The following is an 18,636-nucleotide window of genomic DNA, read 5'->3' on the forward strand; positions in this document are numbered from 1 at the left end:
CGGGCGTATGACTGGCCGATCTCCGTACTCCGGTATCTCCCGACGGACCCTGCTGCGCACCACCGCCGTCGGGCTGGTGGCGGGGCCGGGGCTGGTGGCGTGCTCGTCGGGCGGGGACGGTCCCGGGCTGGTGCGGGACCGGCCGACATTGACGCACGGCGTGGCCGTGGGCGATCCGCGGGCGGACGGCGCGTTGGTCTGGGCCCGGTCCGATCGGCCGGCGCGGCTGATCGTGGAGACCTCGGCGACCGAATCCTTCTCCGGCGCACGGCGTTTCGAAGGACCTCAGCTCACCCCGGAGACCGACGGGACGGGGCGGCTGCGCCTCGTGGGTTTGCCCGCGGGACAGCAGGTGCACTACCGCGTCACGCTGGAGGGCGACGGCGGCGCCACGTCCGAACCGGTCACGGGCACGTTCAGCACGGTGCCCACCGCGGCCTCGGACCTGCGGCTGCTGTGGTCCGGCGATGTCGTCGGCCAGGGCTGGGGCAGCAATCCGGACCTGGGTGGCATGAAGATCTTCTCCGCCATGGCCGCCCGCGACCCGCACCTGTTCATCCACTCGGGCGACGCCATCTACGCCGACGGGCCGCTACAGGAGACGGTCACGCTGCCCGACGGGCGGACCTGGCGCAATGTGGTGACCGAGCCCAAGAGCGCTCCCGCCCAGACCCTCGAGCAGTTCCGCGGCCAGTACGCCTACAACCTGCTCGACGACAACTACCGGCGCTTCAACACGTCGGTGGCCCAGGTCGTGCAGTGGGACGACCACGAGACGGTCAACAACTGGTACCCGGGCGGTCAGGTCGCCGCGAGCAAGGGCTACGCCGAGCGGAGCATGGACGTGCTGTCCCGGCGCGCCTGGCAGGCCTTCCACGAGTGGATGCCGCTGGATCCCGCCGAGGCCACCGACGGCCGCCTCTACCGCAAGATCTCCTACGGCCCGCTGCTGGACGTGTTCGTGCTCGACATGCGGACCTACAAGGACGCCAACGACGCCGACCGCTCCCCCGACGGCAGGATCTTCGGCCCCGAGCAGACCCGCTGGCTGATCGAGGCGCTGCGGGATTCGAGGGCCACCTGGAAGATCGTCGCCAACGACCTCCCGCTGGGCCTGGTCGTCAAGGACGGCGAGCAGCCGAACACCGCCGCGTTCGAGGGCCCGGCCAACGGCGATCCCGGCGCCCCGCTGGGCCGGGAGACCGAGATCGCGCGAGTGCTGTCGTCGATCAAGGCGAACCGCGTCGCCAATGTGGTGTGGCTGACCGCGGACGTGCATTACACCGCGGCACACCACTATTCACCCGAGCGCGCGGCCTTCACCGATTTCGACCCGTTCTGGGAGTTCGTCTCCGGACCGCTCAACGCCGGCGCCTTCGGCCCCAACGATCTCGACGGAACCTTCGGCCCCACAGCCGTTTTCGTGCACGCACCACCGACGCAGAACGCCTCGCCGCTGGACGAGTACCAGCATTTCGGCGAGGTGCGCATCGACGGCAAGAGCAAGGAACTGACGGTGAACCTGTGTGACGCGTCGGGAAAGGCGCTGTTCACCCAGCGCCTACCTCCGGCGTGAGCCCTCTCCCTTTCCCGCGGACCGCATGCCGGAGACGAGAGGTGGGTCAGAAGTCCCAGTCCTCGTCTTCGGTGTTGACCGCCTTGCCGATCACATAGCTGGACCCCGACCCCGAGAAGAAGTCGTGGTTCTCGTCGGCGTTCGGGGAGAGGGCGGAGAGGATGGCGGGGTTGACGTCGGTCTCGTCCTTGGGGAACAGGCCCTCGTAGCCGAGGTTCATCAGCGCCTTGTTCGCGTTGTAGCGCAGGAACTTCTTGACGTCCTCGGTCAGGCCGACCTCGTCGTAGAGGTCCTGGGTGTACTCGACCTCGTTCTCGTACAGCTCGAACAGCAGCTCGAAGGTGTAGTTCTTCAGCTCTTCCTGTTCGGGAGCGGTGAGGGCCTCCAGGCCCTTCTGGTACTTGTAGCCGATGTAATAGCCGTGCACGGCCTCGTCGCGGATGATCAGGCGGATCAGGTCGGCGGTGTTGGTGAGCTTGGCGCGCGAGGACCAGTACATCGGCAGGTAGAAGCCCGAGTAGAACAGGAAGCTCTCCAGCAGGGTGGAGGCCACCTTGCGCTTGAGCGGCTCGTCGCCGTTGTAGTAGTCGAGGACGATCTCGGCCTTGCGCTGCAGGTTGCGGTTCTCCTCCGACCAGCGGAAGGCGTCGTCGATCTCGCGGGTGGAGCACAGCGTCGAGAAGATGGAACTGTAGCTCTTGGCGTGCACCGACTCCATGAAGGCGATGTTGGTGTACACCGCCTCCTCGTGCGGGGTCAGCGCGTCCGGGATCAGGCTCACCGCGCCGACCGTGCCCTGGATGGTGTCCAGCAGCGTCAGGCCGGTGAACACCCGCATGGTCAGCTGCTTCTCATGGTCGGTCAGGGTGGCCCACGACGGAATGTCGTTGGACACCGGAACCTTCTCCGGCAGCCAGAAGTTGCCGACCAGCCGGTCCCAGACCTCGGCATCCTTCTCGTCGGCCACCCGATTCCAGTTGATCGCAGACACTCGGTCGATCAGCTTCACGCGCCGCTCACCCTTCTCATCTCGCCGGACCGTGGGGATTTCCCCGCGCCTTGGAACACTACTACTTGGGGGCGACAACTCCGGTCAGCACAAGTGCTTGTGTCTTGTGCCGCTTCGGATATGGCCGCTCAGATCCCCAGGACGACCTTGGCGGTGGTGAAGTAGATGATCAGGCCCGTGGCGTCGACCAGGGTCGTGACCATGGGGGCCGAGATCACCGCGGGGTCGATGCGCAACCGCTTGGCCAGCAGCGGCATCGTACCGCCGATGGTGGCCGCCCAGCCGCAGATGACTATCAGCGTGATGCCCACGACCACGGCGATGTCCGCGCTGACGAAGATCCCGCCGATGACCATGCCGACCGCGGCCAGCATCGACCCCAGCACCAGGCCCACCCGGCACTCGCGCCAGATCACCCGCAGCAGATCCGATACCCGGACCTCGCCGACGGCCAGCGCGCGCACGCACGAGGTCGCCGCCTGCGCGCCCGCGTTGCCGCCCGCGCCGATCAGCAGCGGGATGAACAACGCCAGATGCGCGGCCTGCGCCAGCGTGGCCTCGAACGCGTCGGTCACCGTGACCGTCAGCGTCGCCGCCACCAGCAGCAACAGCAGCCACATCGCCCGGTAGCGGGCCAGCTGGAACACCCCGGCCGCCATGTAGTGCCCGGCCCAGGGGGCGGCGCCGGCCTGGCGCGCCACATCCTCGCTGTCGGCGGCCTCGATGACCTCCACCGCGTCGTCGATGGTCAGCAGCCCGACCAGGCGGTCCTCGCTGTCGACCACCGGCAGGTTGATGACGTTGGTCTCACGCATCAGCCGCGCGGCCTTCTCCGCGGAGTCGGTGGCGCGCGCGAAGACCGGTTCGGTGACGACCAGATCGGACACCATCGCCTCGGGCTCGCCGAGGACCAGTTCGCGCAGTTCGACGATCCCGGTGAGCCGACGGCCCAGGTCCACGACGGGCAGCGTGTACACGGTCTCGGCGCCGGTGCCCTTCAGGCGCACCATCTGCAGCGCCTCCGCGACGGTGAGGTTCCGCGGCAGCGCCACGACCTCGGGCGTCATGTACCGGCCGACGGAACCCTCCGGATAGCCGAGCAGGGCCGCGGTCATGCGGCGCTCGCGCGGGCTCAGCCCGGCCAGCACCTTCTTGGCGACCTTGGCCGGGGCCTCGCGCAGCATGCGGGCCCGGTCGTCGGGGTCCATCTCCTCGACCAGTTCGCGGAACGCCTGGCCACGCAGGCCGGCGAGGATCTGCTGCTGGTCGACCGGTTCGAGTTCCTCGAAGACCGTCAGCGCGCGGTCCTTGTCGAGCAGGCGGAACGCCAGCACCGCGTGCACCGCGTCCATGCGGGCGAGCTGGTCGGCGATCAGGTGCGGCGGATGGTCGTCCAGCCACGCGAGCGTGGCCTCGACCCGGCCGCAGTCGACGATGTCCTGGAGGGACTCGACGCTCGGCGTCTGGGGCAGGTTTTCGGCGGAGTCGGCTGCGGGCAGCTCGGGAACAGCGACGGACAGATCGGTCGGCGACATGGCAGAACCTCGGCACAACGGCATGCAGCACTACGGCATGGAGCGGAAAGGAGACACCGGATCACACCGCGGGGCGTCACCCCGGCGCCGAGGAACTATCGGCAGGAAACGAGGGCGACGCCGCGCGGCCTTCGACTGGGGGGCTCGCTACGCATAGCTACCCACCTCCTCAGTCGTCACAGCTGTCATCATGTGCGCCGTCGCCCTTTGACAACGCAGCCACCGGCGGCCGATCCGCCGATGACGCAAAGCATTCGAGAGCAATATACGCGCCACCGGCCCAAGACACGCCATCCGTCCACAACACCCCGGCGCGTCGAATCATTCCCCAGCCCCGCCCCCACCTGCCAATACGCCCAATCCCCTTGGCACACAACAGCATTGAACCAGACCAGATATGTGAGGAACCCCACCGATAATTTTCCGACAAATTCCCCCACCACCACCCACACCCCTTTTCCCGGGCACCGTCCCCTCCAGTTTCCCGCGCCCTGCCCCTAGTTCCCACGCGCTGCCTCTACTTCTCGCACGCTGCCCTAGTTCCCACGCGCTGCCTCCAGTTCTCGCGCGCTGCCCTCTAGTTTTCCGGCGCGCTGCCCCTAGTTTCCGGCACGCTGTCCCCCAGTTTCCGGCCCACTGCCCTTGTTTCCGGCGCGCCGCCCTCCATTTTCCGGCACGCTTTTGGCCGGAAACCGCCCGCGAGCGAACACCGCCCCGGCGCACCACCACGACGGCAAACGACGAGGGGCGCCCCCGATACCGGGAGCGTCCCTCGCCCAACGGTTTCTACAGCATGCAGCTGACGCAGCCCTCGACTTCGGTTCCCTCCAGGGCCATCTGGCGGATGCGGATGTAGTAGAGGGTCTTGATGCCCTTGCGCCAGGCGTAGATCTGGGCGCGGTTGACCTCGCGGGTCGTGGCGGTGTCCTTGAAGAACAGCGTCAGCGACAGGCCCTGGTCCACGTGCTGGGTGGCCGCGGCGTAGGTGTCGATGATCTTCTCGTAGCCGATCTCGTAGGCGTCCTCGAAGTAGTCGAGGTTGTCGTTGTCGAGGTAGGGCGCCGGGTAGTAGACGCGCCCGATTTTGCCCTCCTTGCGGATCTCGATCTTCGACGCCACCGGGTGGATCGAGCTGGTGGAGTGGTTGATGTAGGAGATCGACCCGGTCGGCGGCACGGCCTGCAGGTTCTGGTTGTAGATGCCGTGCGCCATCACCGACGCCTTCAGCTCGCGCCAGTCGTCCTGGGTCGGGATGTGCACGCCGGCATCGGCGAACAGCTGCCGCACGCGCTCGGTCGCCGGCTCCCACGCCTGCTCGGTGTACTTGTCGAAGTACTCACCGCTGGCGTACTTCGACTCGGGGAAGCCGCCGAAGGCCTGCCCGCGCTCGATTGCCAGCTGGTTCGACGCCCGGATCGCGTGGAAGGCGATCGTGTAGAAGTACATGTTCGTGAAGTCGACGCCCTCGTCGGAGCCGTAGTGGATCCGCTCGCGGGCGAGGTACCCGTGCAGGTTCATCTGCCCGAGGCCGATGGCGTGGGACTGGTTGTTGCCCTGCTCGATCGACGGCACCGAGTAGATGTGGGTCTGGTCCGACACCGCGGTCAGCGCGCGGATGGACGTCTCCACCGTCTTGCCGAAGTCCGGCGAGTCCATGGTCTTGGCGATGTTCAGCGAGCCGAGGTTGCACGAGATGTCCTTGCCGACCACCGAGTAGGACAGATCGTCGTTGAACACCGACGGCGTGGAGACCTGCAGGATCTCCGAGCACAGGTTGGAGTGGGTGATCTTGCCCTTGATCGGGTTGGCCCGGTTCACCGTGTCCTCGTACATGATGTACGGGTAGCCGGACTCGAACTGCAGCTCGGCGATGGTCTGGAAGAACTCGCGCGCGTTGATCTTGGTCTTGCGGATGCGCCCGTCGTCGACCATCTCGTAGTACTTCTCGGTGACGTCGACGTCGGCGAAGGGCACGCCGTAGATGCGCTCCACGTCGTACGGCGAGAACAGGTACATGTCCTCGTTCTTCTTCGCCAGCTCGAAGGTGATGTCCGGAATCACCACGCCCAGCGACAGCGTCTTGATGCGGATCTTCTCGTCCGCGTTCTCGCGCTTGGTGTCGAGGAAGCGGTAGATGTCGGGGTGGTGGGCGTGCAGATACACCGCGCCCGCGCCCTGCCGCGCGCCGAGCTGGTTGGCGTAGGAGAACGAGTCCTCCAGCAGCTTCATGATCGGGATGACGCCCGAGGACTGGTTCTCGATCTTCTTGATCGGCGCGCCGTGCTCGCGAATGTTGCTGAGCAGCAACGCCACACCACCGCCACGCTTGGACAGCTGCAGCGCGGAGTTGATGGAGCGCCCGATGGACTCCATGTTGTCCTCGATGCGAAGGAGAAAACAGCTGACCGGCTCGCCGCGCTGGCGCTTGCCCGAGTTGAGGAAGGTGGGGGTGGCGGGCTGGAAGCGGCCGTCGATGATCTCCTCGACCAGTTCGCCGGCCAGCTTCTCGTCACCGGCGGCGAGGGTCAGCGCGACCATGCAGACCCGGTCCTCGAAGCGCTCCAGGTAGCGCTTGCCGTCGAAGGTCTTCAGCGTGTACGAGGTGTAGTACTTGAACGCGCCGAGGAAGGTCGGGAACCGGAACTTCTTGGCGTACGCCTGCTGGAACAGCTTCTTCACGAAGGCCCGGCTGTACTGCTCGAGCACCTCGGACTCGTAGTAGTTCTCCTCGACGAGGTAGTCGAGCTTCTCGTCCAGGTTGTGGAAGAAGACGGTGTTCTGGTTGACGTGCTGGAGGAAGTACTGGTGGGCGGCCTCGCGGTCCCGGTCGAACTGGATCTCGCCGTTGGGCCCGTAGAGGTTCAGCATCGCGTTGAGGGCGTGGTAGTCCATGCCCTCGGTCGTCGGGGCAGTGTCCGACCCCGCCCTGCTCCCGCTCGCGTTCACCGGGCGCTCTAGGCGGGCCGTCTTTCCGGCCGGTGCTGTTGTCGTTGCCAAAACAATCCCAATCCCTCTCGGACGCGCTCGACGTCCTCGGCGGTTCCCATGAGTTCGAAGCGATACAGGTACGGCACTCCGGCCTTGCGCGAGATCACTTCTCCCGCATAGCAATAGGTATCGCCGAAGTTCGTGTTGCCGGCCGCGACGACGCCGCGCAACAACGCACGATTGTGCGGATCGTTCAGGAATTTTGCCACCTGACGGGGCACGAACTCCTTATCCGATCGGTTGCGGCCCAGCACGTGCCGACCGCCCCCGTAGGTGGGGCAGATCAGCACGTAGGGCTCATCGACGCGAAGCGACTCGGCCGTGTGGAGCGGAATGCGAACGGCCGGGAGGCCCAGCCGTTCGACGAAACGGTGCGTGTTCTCCGACGCGCTCGAGAAGTAGACCAGGTTGACCACGGCCACTCCCCCTTCCCCAATGTCGGACGAGAAATAGCGCCCCGTCATTCCGACGTCATGGCATCCCGGATTGTTCCGGCATGCCCTCGGCCGGAACTAGGCCGCCTGGGTCAGCAGCGACTTGATGCGGTCGGGACGGAAGCCCGACCAGTGCTCGTCGCCCGCGACGACGACCGGGGCCTGCAGGTAGCCCAGCGCCATCACGTAATCGCGGGCCTCGGGGCTCTCGGAGATGTCGACGACCGTGTAATCGACACCGGCCTTGTCGAGCGCGCGGTAGGTGGCGTTGCACTGGACACAAGCGGGCTTGGTGTACACGGTGATGGTCATGAGTGTCCCTCTCTCCTTGCCTTGAAGTCCGTATGCAGTGCACGACTCGCAAGATCCACATGGTTACTGCGCAAACCCCTGGAAGCGAGCCCGGAACCCCAGGTCGCGGGTGCCGCGACCGGCCCGATCCCGCGTCGTCCTCCAGTGCCGTAGACACTACACCTAGTGGCCGACAGATTCCTACAACACGACATGTTGCGAGTCACAAAGGTGAAATTCGGACGGCGTAAGTACCTGGACGCTCGATTCGCAACCCGACACGACAGTGGTTCAGATCACAATTTCGCGTCGCAGCTCTCTCCCAGCAAACTCAATTCTCCCACAAGTCACAGCCGCCACACCCGCCCCCGGAACCACGCTCCGCGCGCCCTCCGGACACACGGGAGGGCCGCCCCGCCGGTGGACGGAACGGCCCTCTGTCGGCGTGTCGCGCGTCAGCCCTGGCGCGCCTTGAAACGCGGTTCCTTCTTGTTGATCACGTACGTCTTGCCGCGACGGCGCACCACCTGGGCGCCCGGCTTGTCCTTCAGCGAACGCAGCGAGTTGCGGACCTTCATATCGCCTCCTAGTTGATAATGATTTTCATATTCTAACTTGGCGGCGTGGCGGCCCGGACATGCGCGGGGCCCGCATCCGATCCGGATGCGGGCCCCGCGCACACAGGAGTCGGGCTCAGGCGTTGACCCGCGCCGCGACCGCCTCGACCAGCTCGCGGACCGTGGCGGCCAGCTGGGTGAAGGCCTCGGCGTCCTCGCGCGGGTGCGACTCGCCGAACCGCTGGCCGATGGTGCCGAAGTGCAGGTGCGCGCTCTCCACCACCGACGCGCCCGCGACGCTCAGCGCCTTGACGGTGTCGCCGTGCGACCACTTGGCGGCGTTCTGGCTGATCGAGGCGCTGACCACGGCGGCAGGCTTGCCCTTGATCGACCCGTCGCCGTACGGGCGGGAGGCCCAGTCGATGGCGTTCTTCAGCGCGGCCGGAATGGTCCCGTTGTACTCGGGGACGAACAGCAGCAACCCGTCGGCAGCGGACACGGCGTCACGCAACGCGACCGCGGCGGCCGGTACCTGTCCCGGAACATCGATGTCCTCGTTGTAGAAAGGGATATCTCCGAGGCCTTCGAAGATGTCGACCTGCACACCCTCCGGGGCGGTCTGCGCGGCGGCCTCGGCGAGCTGCCGATTGATCGACGCGGCGCGCAGGCTGCCGACCAGAGCGAGAAGACGGGTCTGGGACATGGTCACTCCTTGTGCGATGTTGCGGCGGGTTACGCTTTCATCAGACCATAACCGGACCGCAGTCCGCTTTCATCCCCAGCCCCCGAGGACCCCGCTGTGAACTACGACACAGATCATCCGGTCGAGTCCCGCGAGCCCGCGCGGCCGGTCTCGCTGCCGATCGAGGCGATCGCCGGGCCGACGCCCCCGCCGCATACGCTGCCGGTCGCCGAGGAGCACGCCGAGCGGAGCGACGCCGCCCGCAACCGGCAGCTGCTGCTGGACGCGGCCGAGCAACTGGTGCGCGAGCACGGCGCGGACGGCGTCACCATGGACGCGGTCGCGCGGCGGGCCGGCGTCGGCAAGGGCACGGTCTTCCGCCGGTTCGGCAATCGAGCGGGGCTGATGCTGGCGCTGCTGGACCAGTCCGAGCGAAAACTGCAGGCCGCCTACATGTTCGGGCCGCCGCCGCTGGGCCCCGGGGCGCCCGCGGTGGAGCGGCTGGTCGCGTTCGGGCGCGCGCGGCTGGCGGGGATCGAGGTCGAGGGCGAGATGCGGCGCGCGGCCGACGAACCCGGCCGGTTCTCCAGCGCGCCCTACAACGTGATGAAAACCCATGTGGCCCTGCTGCTCCGGGAGTCGGGCGCGCCGGGGCACATCCCGCTGCTGGCCGATACGCTGCTGGGCGCCCTGGACGCGGGCCTGGTCCTGCACCAGACCCGGGTGCTCGGCTATACGACCGATCAGGTCGGGGACAACTGGGAGCAACTGGTCCGCGCGGTCGTTCCGGCCGCGCCAGTAGAGTGATCGACATGGGGACTCTGCGTGAGCGCATCATCGCCGAACTGGGTGTGCGGCCGGATATCGAGCCGAAGGTCGAGGTCCGCCGCCGCATCGATTTCCTCAAGGACTACCTGCGGTCCACGCCCGCCGCGGGATTCGTGCTCGGCATCAGCGGCGGGCAGGACTCGACGCTGACCGGACGGCTGTGCCAGCTGGCTGCCGAGGAGTTGCGGGCCGAGGGCCGCGACGCCACCTTCGTCGCCGTGCGGCTGCCCTACGGCGTGCAGGCCGACGAGGAGGACGCGCAGATCGCCCTGCGATTCATCCGCCCGGATCGCTCGATCGCGGTGAACGTCAAGCCCGGCGCGGACGCGGTGGCGGCCGAGTCGGCCGCGGGCCTGCGCGAGCTGCTCGGCGAGGAGCCGCACCTGCGGGACTTCGTGCGCGGCAACATCAAGGCCCGCGAGCGCATGGTGATCCAGTACTCGATCGCGGGTCAGCTGAATCTGCTGGTGGCCGGCACCGACCACGCGGCCGAGGCGGTCACCGGCTTCTTCACCAAGTACGGCGACGGCGGCGTCGACATCACCCCGCTCACCGGCCTGACCAAGCGCCAGGGCGCGGCCATCCTCCAGGAACTCGGCGCACCGCCCAGCGTCTGGGAGAAGGTCCCCACCGCCGACCTCGAGGACGACCGCCCGGCCCTCCCGGACGAGGTCGCCCTCGGACTCACCTACGCCCAGATCGACGACTACCTCGAGGGCAAGGACGTCACCCCGGAGACCGCCGACCGTCTCGAATCGATCTTCCGCAACACCCGCCACAAGCGAACCGTCCCGGTCACACCGCTGGACGACTGGTGGCGCGACTGATCAGCCGGGGCCTGTGTCGTCGAGCCCGGTAGCCGGGCAGCGACGAGACAACCCGGTCAGCCGCCGGCGAAGGGCGGCAGGACGTCGACGCGGGGTGTGAGGGCGGCGGATTCGTCGCGGGTGAGTTCGTCGCCGATGAGGAAGGCGCAGACCTTCAGCATCGGGTCCAGGCCGGGACCGTATCCGGCGGTGAGGGCGCGGCGCAGGTCGGCCACGGTCGACCCGGTGGGCAGGTCGAGATGTTCGCTGCTCTTGCCGACCGCGTCGGCGATCGCGGCGAAATAGCGGACCTCAACCACCGATGGCTCCCATCGTCCGTTCCGGCGGCACGAAATCGTCCGCATCGATGCCGTGCCCGGCCCATTTGTTCCACATCGCACCGCGCCACAGGGCGGCGATCTCGTCGTCGCTCGCGCCCGAGCGCAGCACCGAGCGCACATCGTATTCCTGATCGCTGAACAGGCAGGAGCGGATGCGGCCGTCGGCGGTGAGCCGGGTGCGGTCGCAGTCGCCGCAGAAGGAGCGGGTCACCGAGGCGATGATGCCGACCCGCGCCGGGCCGCCGTTCACCAGCCAGTTCTCCGCCGGGGCCGCGGGGTCGGGGCGGCCGATCTCGGTGAGCGTGAAACGAGTGCCGAGCACGTCCAGCAGTTCGGCGGCGGTGATCATATTGACGCGCGCCCACTCGTGGTCGGCGTCCAGCGGCATCTCCTCGATGAACCGCAGCTCACAGCCCTCGTCCAGGCACCACTGCAGCAGATCGGCTGCGCCGGAAAGAGTTTCGCGCATCAGGACCGCGTTCACCTTGACCGGGGCCAGGCCCTCGCGCTGGGCCGCGCGGATACCGGCCAGCACGGAGTCGAGCCGGTCGCGCCGGGTCAGCCGCGCGAATCCCGTGCGGTCGACGGTGTCCAGCGAGACGTTGACGCGGCTGAGCCCCGCCCGCGCGAGCGCCCCCGCGCGATGCTCGAGGCCGATACCGTTGCTGGTCATGGCCAGCGGCGTCTCGGGGACGGCGGCGTGGCAGCCGGCGACGATGCGCTCGAGGTCGCGGCGCATCAGTGGTTCGCCGCCGGTGAAACGGACCTCCCGGACTCCGAGTTCGCGCACCGACAGCGCGACCAGGCGCACGATCTCCTCGGCGGACAGCAGTTCGTCGGCCGGGATGGGCGGCAGGCCCTCCTCCGGCATGCAGTAGGTACAGCGCAGCGAACACTTCTCGGTGATCGACACGCGCAGGTCGCGCGCGACACGGCCGAATTTGTCGACCAGCAGCGGTGTGTCGGGCCGTCCCTCCAGGAGGGACCGCCCACTCCGCACGGCGGGAATCCCCATGAGAACGACGGTCACGGCTCCATTATGGCTGCCATATTCTTCTCACGCCCCCATGGTCACGAGCCGTGAGGTCTCCCGCGGCCGTCATCCCTGCATTGCGCTGGACGATTGCGGAGTCCCGATCCGTGACGGCCCGCCGCGGTTCGGAGGAACGTACGAACGGGCGGGCCGGGCGGTCCCACTAGGCTGGCGGCTGTGAGCGAGCGCAGCGGGCAACCCATCGATCCGGCCGCCGGAGTGGCCACGGCCGCCGTCCTCGCCCGCCGAAAGTACGTCGTGAACGTCTCCGGTGGTACCGGGCGCGGACGAGGTGGAGGCGCTGTGCGTGGAGCCGGAGCATGAGTAGCCGGCCGGCCGTGACGTCGGCCCGGACCGTCGAGGAGCATCGCGAGCGCGTCGAGCGGTTGCTGCGTCCGCTGGCGGTCCGCGATATCGAGAAGGTCGAAACGCCCGAGTCGTTGGGCCGGCGGCTCGCCGAGGACGTGCGGGCGCCCGTGGATCTGCCGGTGTTCCGCAATTCCGGGATGGACGGGTACGCGGTGCGGGCCGACTCGGTCGCGGTGACGCCGGTGACGCTGCCCCTGGCCGGGGTCGTCGCGGCCGGGCAGCCCGGGCAGACGCCGCTGCCGCCCGGCGCGGCGATGAAGGTGATGACCGGCGCGCCGGTCCCGCCGGGCGCCGACTGTGTGGTGCCGGTCGAGGACACCCGCGCCGGCGACGGGTCCGTGACCATCGAACGCGGCCGCACGGCGGGCGATTTCGTGCGGGAACCCGGCACCGACGTCCGCACCGGAGAGCTGTTGGTGCGGGCCGGAACCCAGGTGGCGCCCCGGCACATCGCGGCGCTCGCGGCGGTCGGCCTGGCCACGCTGCCCGTCTTCCGCCGCGTGCACGCCGCGGTGCTCACCACCGGCGACGAGCTGATGCCGGCGGGAGTCGCGTTGCGGCCGGGCCAGATCTACAACTCCAACGGAATCGCCCTCGCGGCGGCGCTGACCGCCAACGGGGTCGAGGTGGTGTCGGTCGAGCACAGCACCGACGACCCCGCGCAATTCCGCGAGCGGCTCACGGCGGCGACCGGGTCCGCGGATGTGGTGTTCACCTCCGGCGGGGTCTCCAAGGGCGACTTCGAGGTGGTCAAGGACGTGCTGGCCGGTCTCGGCGGCGAATTCGGCTCGGTCGCTGTGCAACCCGGCGGGCCGCAGGGCCTGTCGGTGGCCGACGGCGTGCCGATCCTGAGCTTCCCCGGCAATCCGGTGAGCACCATGGTGTCGTTCGAGATCTTCGCCCGGCCGATCCTGCGCGCACTCGCCGGACTGCCGCCGGTGCCGGACGACGATGTGCCACTGCTGGATCCGGTCCGGTCACCATCCGGCAGACGCCAGTTCCTGCGCGGGCGGCGGGAGGCGGAGGGCGTAGCGCTGGCCTCCGGCCCCGGTTCGCACCTCATCGCGGCCATGGCACAGGCGGATGTGCTGATCGATATCCCCGCCGAGATCACCGAGCTGGCGGCGGGCTCGATTGTGAAAGTCTGGGAACTGTGAGCGAGCTTGCGAGTGAACCGACGGCACAGCGCGCGTCGCGCACGGTGGCACCGAGCGCCAGCGAGGTGACACCGTGAGTGAACGATCCGATCCCGCGCTGTCGCACGTCGATGCCGAGGGCCGCGCCCGGATGGTGGATGTGAGCGCCAAAGCCGACACCACCCGGATCGCGGTGGCCGCCGGTGAACTGCGCACCACCGCCGAGGTGCTGCGGCTGGTGCGGGCCGACGATATGCCGAAGGCCGATGTGCTGACGACCGCGCGCCTCGCCGGTATCGCGGGCGCGAAGAAGACCTCCGAACTCATCCCGCTGTGCCACCAGCTGGCCCTGTCCTCGGTGAAGGTCCACTTCGGCTTCACCACCGACGCGATCACCATCGAGGCCACCGCGAAGACCAAGGGCCCCACCGGCGTCGAGATGGAGGCGCTCACCGCCGTAGCCGTCGCGGGCCTGACCCTGCACGACATGGTCAAGGCCGTGGACCCGGCCGCCGTCCTGACCGGCGTCCGCCTGCTCACGAAAGACGGTGGCAAACACGGCCATTGGGAACGCCCCGCGGACCGCCCGGGCCACGATGCCGGGCCCGCACCCTCCGTGAAGAGCACCGGCACCTCTGACAACGCCGACCACTCGCACCACAGCGGCTCTCATCAGCATGGCGAGACCGGTGTCCGGCCCGGCGGCGCGGCGGCGGCCGACAGTGCAGAAGGGGCGCGGTCGGCTGTGGTCGTGGTGGCGTCGACCGGGGTGGCGGCGGGGACCCGGGTGGACAAGACCGGGCCGGTGCTGGTGGATTGGCTTGGGGGGAAAGGGTTTTCGGTGCACGGGCCGCTGGTGTACGCGGATGCCGATATCGCCGCGGGGCTGGCGGACGCGTTGTCGGGCGGGCCCGGGCTCGTGATCACCACCGGCGGCACCGGGGCCTCGCCGACCGATGCGACGCCCGAGGCGACACTGGCCGTGCTGGATCGCGAGCTGCCGGGCGTGGCCGAGGCGATCCGGCTGGCGGGCACCGCGACCTTCCCCCTGGCCGCGCTGAGCCGAGGCGTGGCGGGGCTGGCGGGCCGGTCGGTCGTCGTCAATCTTCCCGGGTCCCCGGGCGGCGTGCGCGACGGCATCGGCGTGCTGGAACCGCTGCTGGATCATCTGCTGGCCCAGGTGGCCGGAGGAGGCAGCCATGAGTGACACCGTCCGGCTGGCGCGCATCAGCGACCGGCCGCTCGACCCCGCCGAGGTGGAGGAGGCGGTCACCGGCCCCGAGCACGGCGCGACCGTCGTGTTCACCGGCAAGGTGCGCAATCACGATGGCGGCCAACCGGTCTCGGCCCTCGAATATTCGGCGCACCCGCAGGCCGAGACCTTCCTGCGGCGCGTCTGCGCCGAGGTCTCCGAGCCGTACGGACTGCCGGTCGCGGCCGTCCACCGGGTCGGCCCGCTCGGCATCGGCGACCTCGCCATCACCGTCGCCGTCGCGGCCCCGCACCGCGCCGAGGCCTTTACTCTGTGCGCCGAACTGGTGGACCGCATCAAGCACGACGTGCCGATCTGGAAGCGCCAGCTATTCGCCGACGGCATGTCGGAATGGGTCAACGCCTGCGGCTGAATGTGAAACTGCTTGTCCGCCAATCGACGGGCGGCAATGATCAGCAAATGACGACCCCGGACGCCACCCTGACCCTCACCCCGCGCACGAACTGGATCTTCGGCTACGCGCAGGCGGTCGCGCGCGAACGCGGTCACGACCATATCGGTCCGGAGCATATCCAGCTGGCCATCCTCGACAACGCGGACAGCGTTCCGGCACAGGTACTCTCCGGCCTGGGCCGGCTCCCGCGCGAGCTGGCGGAGGCCGTCAGCGCGGCCATGCGGGCCGACGATTACGAACCGGCGGCCACCCGCAACCGGATCGTGGGCGCCGCGGGAGATCTCGCCCGGAACCTGGGCCACGACCACATCGGCGTGGAACATCTGCAACTGGCCCTGCTACGCAACCGCGACAGCCTGGCCACCCGCGAACTCGCCGGGGCGGGCGTCGATCTGGACGAATTCGAGAACGCGCTCACGGAGGCCGCGGGCGGCTAGGCGTACGACCAGGCGCACCGGACGGTCATTCCTCGCGCGTCAGATTGCGCTCGATCGTCCGGAGCGCCCGGAGGAGGGCGGCGCGCTCGTCACCGTCCAGGGTGGCCAGCGCCCGCTCGCTGAGGCGCTCCCCCTCGTCCTCGATCGTGCGTTCCAGCCGGCGGCCACGATCGGTGAGGTACAGGCGGACCAGGCGGCGATCGGTCTCGTGCGGTTCGCGGCGCAGGAGCCCGGCGGCCTCCATCCTGGTGGTCGCCCGGGTCACCGTCGGCGTCGACAGGCCCAGCCGCTTGGCCACCGCCCCCGGGGTGAGGCCGTCCTCCGCCCACAGCGCGCGCAGGATGAACTGCTGGCCCTCGTAGACGCCGTGCTGGGCGTAGGCGGTCGCGGCGGCCACGGCCAGGGCGTGCTTGGCCGACCAGAAGGCGGTCTGGAAGTCGGCGCCGGGTTCCTCGGTCATGGTCCGTCCAGCGTAGAGGTCTTGAGATCATTAGCCGACTCACGATAAGATCGTTGTCGGGCTAACGATTTCTAGGAGCACCATGAAACTGGGTATCACCCTCGCCGATTTCTCCTGGGACATCCCCGTCGCCGATATCGGATCGACCGTGGCCGACCTCGCGCAGCAGGCCGACGATTCCGGATTCGACAGCCTGTGGGTGATGGACCACTTCTTCCAGATCGGCCTCACCGGGCAGCCGCCGGAATCGCCGATGCCGGAGGCGTACGCGACGCTGGGCTTCCTGGCCGGACGCACCCGCCGCATCCGCTTCGGCACGCTGGTCACCTCGGTCGCCTACCGGCATCCGGGCGTGCTGATCAAATCCGCGACCACACTCGACGTCCTCAGCGGCGGCCGGACGTATTTCGGCATCGGGGCGGGCGCGCCGTTCGATCCCGAACCGCGCGGGCCGGAGACCGTCTTCGAGGGCGAGGGTCTCGGCATCGCCTTCCCGCGGCTGGCCGAGCGCTTCGAGCGGCTGGAGGATGTCCTGCGGCTGGCCCACCAGATGTGGCGCGGCGACGAGACGCCGTTCCGGGGCAGGCATTACGAGCTGGTCCGGCCGCTCAATTCGCCGAACTCCGTGCAGCGGCCGCACCCGCCGATCCTGGTCGCGGGCAGCGGCGAGCGTAAGACGCTGCGGCTGGTCGCCCGCTACGCCGACGCGTGCAACCTGTTCGATCTGCCGGGCAGCGGATTCGCCGACGATCTCGAACACAAGCTGGAGGTCCTGCACAAGCACTGCGACGAGGCCGGTCGCGATCCCGGGGAGATCGAGAAGACGGTCGCCTCGCACTTCGACCCCGGCGACCGTGACCGGTTCGTCGAGCACATGCGGGAGTTGGCCGGGCTCGGCATCGACCACGTGCTGATCTCGCCGCCGGGGCCCTGGGACTCGGCCCGGCTGGCGGCGGTCGCCGAGGCGCTACCGGATATTCACGCGTTCTGATCGTGTGACGTCGGGTGCGCCGAGGTGCCGGACCCGAATTCCCGTGCGAAGGTCGACTCCTGTTCGCACGACAGGAGTGACCATGAGCGATCCGAACGGCAAGATCGTCCTCGGCCCGAATCAGTACGGCAAGGCCGAGAGCCGCGTGGTGCGCGTCTACCGCGACACCGCGCGGCACGAGATCCGCGACCTGACCGTGTCGACGTGCCTGCGGGGCGAGTTCGGGCCCGCGCACGTGGCCGGCGATCAGGGCACGGTACTGCCGACCGACAGCCAGAAGCAGACCGTCTACGCGTACGCGAAGACCCACGGCGCGGGCAGTATCGAGGACTACGGCCTCGCGCTGGCGCGGCATTTCGTCGGCGATGTCGCGCCGGTGGACTCGGCGCGCATCGAGATCGAGGAACACGCCTGGGAGCGCGCGCAGGCCGGCGGCGGCCCGCACGACCACACCTGGACGCGCCGGGGACCGGAGGTGCGCACCGCGGCGATCACGGTGCGCGGCACGGGTTCCGAGCGGCGCGAGTGGGTGATCGGCGGCATCAAGGATCTGGTGCTGCTCAAGTCGACCGGATCGGAGTTCGCGGGCTTCCTCACCGACGAGTTCACGGTTCTGGAACCCACGCACGACCGGATGATGGCGACCAGCCTGGCGGCGCGCTGGCGATTCGCCGCCACTCCGCCGGACTGGGACGCCGCCTACGCCGGTATCAAGGCGATACTCGTCGAGCGATTCGCGCTGCTGCAGTCGAAGGCGTTGCAGCAGACGCTGTTCGACATGGGCCGCTCGGCGCTGGAGGCGTACCCGTGCCTCGCCGAGATCCGGCTCTCGGCCCCCAACAAACACCACTTCGACTACGACCTGGAACGCTTCGGCATCGAGAACTCGGGCGAGGTCTTCTACGCCGCCGACCGCCCCTACGGACTCATCCAGGCCACCGTCCAGCGTGAGAACGCCCCCGACGCCGGAATCGCCTGGGATCCGTTCACCGGCGCAATCTGACGCCACCGCCCAGCCGGAACTCCCCTACCGCCGGGCCGGAGACTACGTGCCTCGGCCGCCGCCGACGCCCCGCTACTCGTCGGGGGCGTCCGGCAGGCCGAACTCCTCGGACTCCCCGGCGAGAACGAATTCGTCCGGTTCCGTGACGGATTCGGTGAGTTCGCGGGGGACGTAGCGCCACACGGGAAGCATGGCCTCGTCGTCGAGCGGGTCGGTGCCGGTGTGGGCGGTGCCGCGCAGGCGGGCGGTGGCGGCGTCGGTGTCCATGCCGGATCCGATGAGGACCAGGCTGGTTCGGCGGTCCTCGTCGCGCTCCCAGGCCGCGGGTTCGATCACCAGGTGCCGGCCGACCAGGTGCAGGACGAATTTGCGCCGCTCGCCGCGCACCCCGAAGGCGGCGCAGCCCTTGGCCCGGAACAGGCCGGGCGGCGGGTCCTCGAAGAGGCCGATCAGGCGGCGCGGATCGAGATCCGTTGTGCTGGTGAAGGAGACG

20 protein-coding genes are annotated in these 18,636 nt (G+C 68.8%); 9 read left to right on the plus strand and 11 right to left on the minus strand.

The genetic code is table 11. From position 1 onward, the window contains the following. Window positions 1-7: 7 nt before the first annotated feature. Window positions 8-1,576: an alkaline phosphatase D family protein gene (locus ON41_RS23080; RefSeq protein ID WP_040749848.1), complete on the plus strand. Its 1,569-nt coding sequence runs from the start codon at window positions 8-10 to the stop codon at window positions 1,574-1,576. A gap of 46 nt (window positions 1,577-1,622) precedes the next feature. On the opposite strand, the gene nrdF is transcribed toward ON41_RS23080, so the two are convergent. From nrdF to ON41_RS23115, 7 genes are all read right to left on the minus strand, one after another. Further along, entirely contained in the window at window positions 1,623-2,585 is a 963-nt protein-coding gene (nrdF, locus tag ON41_RS23085; RefSeq protein ID WP_040749763.1) for a class 1b ribonucleoside-diphosphate reductase subunit beta, read from the minus strand. Window positions 2,586-2,713: 128 nt separating this feature from the next. Continuing rightward, window positions 2,714-4,120 (minus strand): magnesium transporter, encoded by a 1,407-nt coding sequence (gene mgtE / locus ON41_RS23090; protein WP_083905556.1) that lies wholly within the window; start codon window positions 4,118-4,120, stop codon window positions 2,714-2,716. Between the two features lie 786 nt (window positions 4,121-4,906). Further along, window positions 4,907-7,012 (minus strand): class 1b ribonucleoside-diphosphate reductase subunit alpha, encoded by a 2,106-nt coding sequence (gene nrdE, locus ON41_RS23095; RefSeq protein ID WP_051162231.1) that lies wholly within the window; start codon window positions 7,010-7,012, stop codon window positions 4,907-4,909. Between the two features lie 62 nt (window positions 7,013-7,074). Next, complete coding sequence (nrdI, locus tag ON41_RS23100; protein WP_040749850.1) at window positions 7,075-7,524, minus strand: class Ib ribonucleoside-diphosphate reductase assembly flavoprotein NrdI; 450 nt, start codon at window positions 7,522-7,524, stop codon at window positions 7,075-7,077. Window positions 7,525-7,620: 96 nt separating this feature from the next. Further along, on the minus strand, window positions 7,621-7,854 hold the full coding sequence (locus ON41_RS23105; RefSeq protein ID WP_040749765.1) for a redoxin NrdH: 234 nt from the start codon (window positions 7,852-7,854) through the stop codon (window positions 7,621-7,623). A gap of 434 nt (window positions 7,855-8,288) precedes the next feature. Then, window positions 8,289-8,411, minus strand: a complete 123-nt coding sequence (ykgO, locus tag ON41_RS23110) for a type B 50S ribosomal protein L36 (protein ID WP_036504093.1) — start codon at window positions 8,409-8,411, stop codon at window positions 8,289-8,291. Between the two features lie 115 nt (window positions 8,412-8,526). Continuing rightward, a complete protein-coding gene (locus ON41_RS23115; protein WP_040749766.1) occupies window positions 8,527-9,093 on the minus strand; it encodes an NAD(P)H-dependent oxidoreductase in 567 nt (188 codons plus the stop codon). Window positions 9,094-9,291: 198 nt separating this feature from the next. Here ON41_RS23115 and ON41_RS23120 point away from each other — a divergent pair, with 198 nt between their 5' ends. After that, window positions 9,292-9,879, plus strand: coding sequence for a TetR/AcrR family transcriptional regulator (locus ON41_RS23120; protein WP_040749851.1), 588 nt, complete (start codon window positions 9,292-9,294; stop codon window positions 9,877-9,879). Window positions 9,880-9,884: 5 nt separating this feature from the next. Continuing rightward, a complete protein-coding gene (gene nadE, locus ON41_RS23125; RefSeq protein WP_040749852.1) occupies window positions 9,885-10,727 on the plus strand; it encodes an NAD(+) synthase in 843 nt (280 codons plus the stop codon). Between the two features lie 56 nt (window positions 10,728-10,783). Here the strand turns inward: nadE and ON41_RS23130 are convergent, their stop codons facing one another. Together ON41_RS23130 and moaA are read right to left on the minus strand one after the other, a co-directional pair. Next, window positions 10,784-11,026 carry a MoaD/ThiS family protein gene (locus ON41_RS23130; RefSeq protein WP_040749767.1) on the minus strand — a complete coding sequence of 81 codons (243 nt, stop codon included), beginning with the start codon at window positions 11,024-11,026 and terminating at the stop codon, window positions 10,784-10,786. Then, window positions 11,019-12,077: a GTP 3',8-cyclase MoaA gene (gene moaA / locus ON41_RS23135; protein ID WP_040749768.1), complete on the minus strand. Its 1,059-nt coding sequence runs from the start codon at window positions 12,075-12,077 to the stop codon at window positions 11,019-11,021. Before moaA ends, ON41_RS23130 begins: the two co-directional genes overlap by 8 nt. 323 nt (window positions 12,078-12,400) lie before the next feature. Here moaA and ON41_RS23140 point away from each other — a divergent pair, with 323 nt between their 5' ends. From ON41_RS23140 to ON41_RS23155, 4 genes are all read left to right on the plus strand, one after another. After that, complete coding sequence (locus ON41_RS23140) at window positions 12,401-13,606, plus strand: molybdopterin molybdotransferase MoeA (RefSeq protein ID WP_040749769.1); 1,206 nt, start codon at window positions 12,401-12,403, stop codon at window positions 13,604-13,606. Between the two features lie 130 nt (window positions 13,607-13,736). After that, window positions 13,737-14,792, plus strand: coding sequence for a bifunctional molybdenum cofactor biosynthesis protein MoaC/MoaB (gene moaCB / locus ON41_RS23145; RefSeq protein WP_051162268.1), 1,056 nt, complete (start codon window positions 13,737-13,739; stop codon window positions 14,790-14,792). After that, window positions 14,785-15,210, plus strand: coding sequence for a molybdenum cofactor biosynthesis protein MoaE (locus ON41_RS23150; protein ID WP_040749771.1), 426 nt, complete (start codon window positions 14,785-14,787; stop codon window positions 15,208-15,210). The genes moaCB and ON41_RS23150 overlap by 8 nt, the downstream gene beginning before the upstream one ends. Window positions 15,211-15,257: 47 nt before the next feature. Next, the gene (locus ON41_RS23155; RefSeq protein WP_040749772.1) at window positions 15,258-15,689 is read left to right on the plus strand and encodes a Clp protease N-terminal domain-containing protein; all 432 of its coding nucleotides are present in this window, start codon (window positions 15,258-15,260) and stop codon (window positions 15,687-15,689) included. A 25-nt stretch (window positions 15,690-15,714) separates the two neighbouring features. On the opposite strand, the gene ON41_RS23160 is transcribed toward ON41_RS23155, so the two are convergent. Continuing rightward, entirely contained in the window at window positions 15,715-16,149 is a 435-nt protein-coding gene (locus ON41_RS23160) for a MarR family winged helix-turn-helix transcriptional regulator (protein WP_040749773.1), read from the minus strand. Between the two features lie 82 nt (window positions 16,150-16,231). On the opposite strand from ON41_RS23160, the gene ON41_RS23165 reads away from it, so the two are divergent. Together ON41_RS23165 and pucL are read left to right on the plus strand one after the other, a co-directional pair. Then, on the plus strand, window positions 16,232-17,140 hold the full coding sequence (locus ON41_RS23165) for an LLM class F420-dependent oxidoreductase (protein WP_040749774.1): 909 nt from the start codon (window positions 16,232-16,234) through the stop codon (window positions 17,138-17,140). An 82-nt stretch (window positions 17,141-17,222) separates the two neighbouring features. Then, the gene (pucL, locus tag ON41_RS23170) at window positions 17,223-18,143 is read left to right on the plus strand and encodes a factor-independent urate hydroxylase (RefSeq protein ID WP_040749853.1); all 921 of its coding nucleotides are present in this window, start codon (window positions 17,223-17,225) and stop codon (window positions 18,141-18,143) included. Between the two features lie 72 nt (window positions 18,144-18,215). On the opposite strand, the gene ON41_RS23175 is transcribed toward pucL, so the two are convergent. Next, the coding region (locus ON41_RS23175) for a CobW C-terminal domain-containing protein (protein ID WP_040749775.1) at window positions 18,216-18,636 on the minus strand (421 nt) is incomplete at its 5' end.

Origin of the sequence: Nocardia transvalensis NBRC 15921, assembly GCF_000308875.1 — a bacterium.
Taxonomy (GTDB): Bacteria; Actinomycetota; Actinomycetes; order Mycobacteriales; family Mycobacteriaceae; genus Nocardia; species Nocardia transvalensis.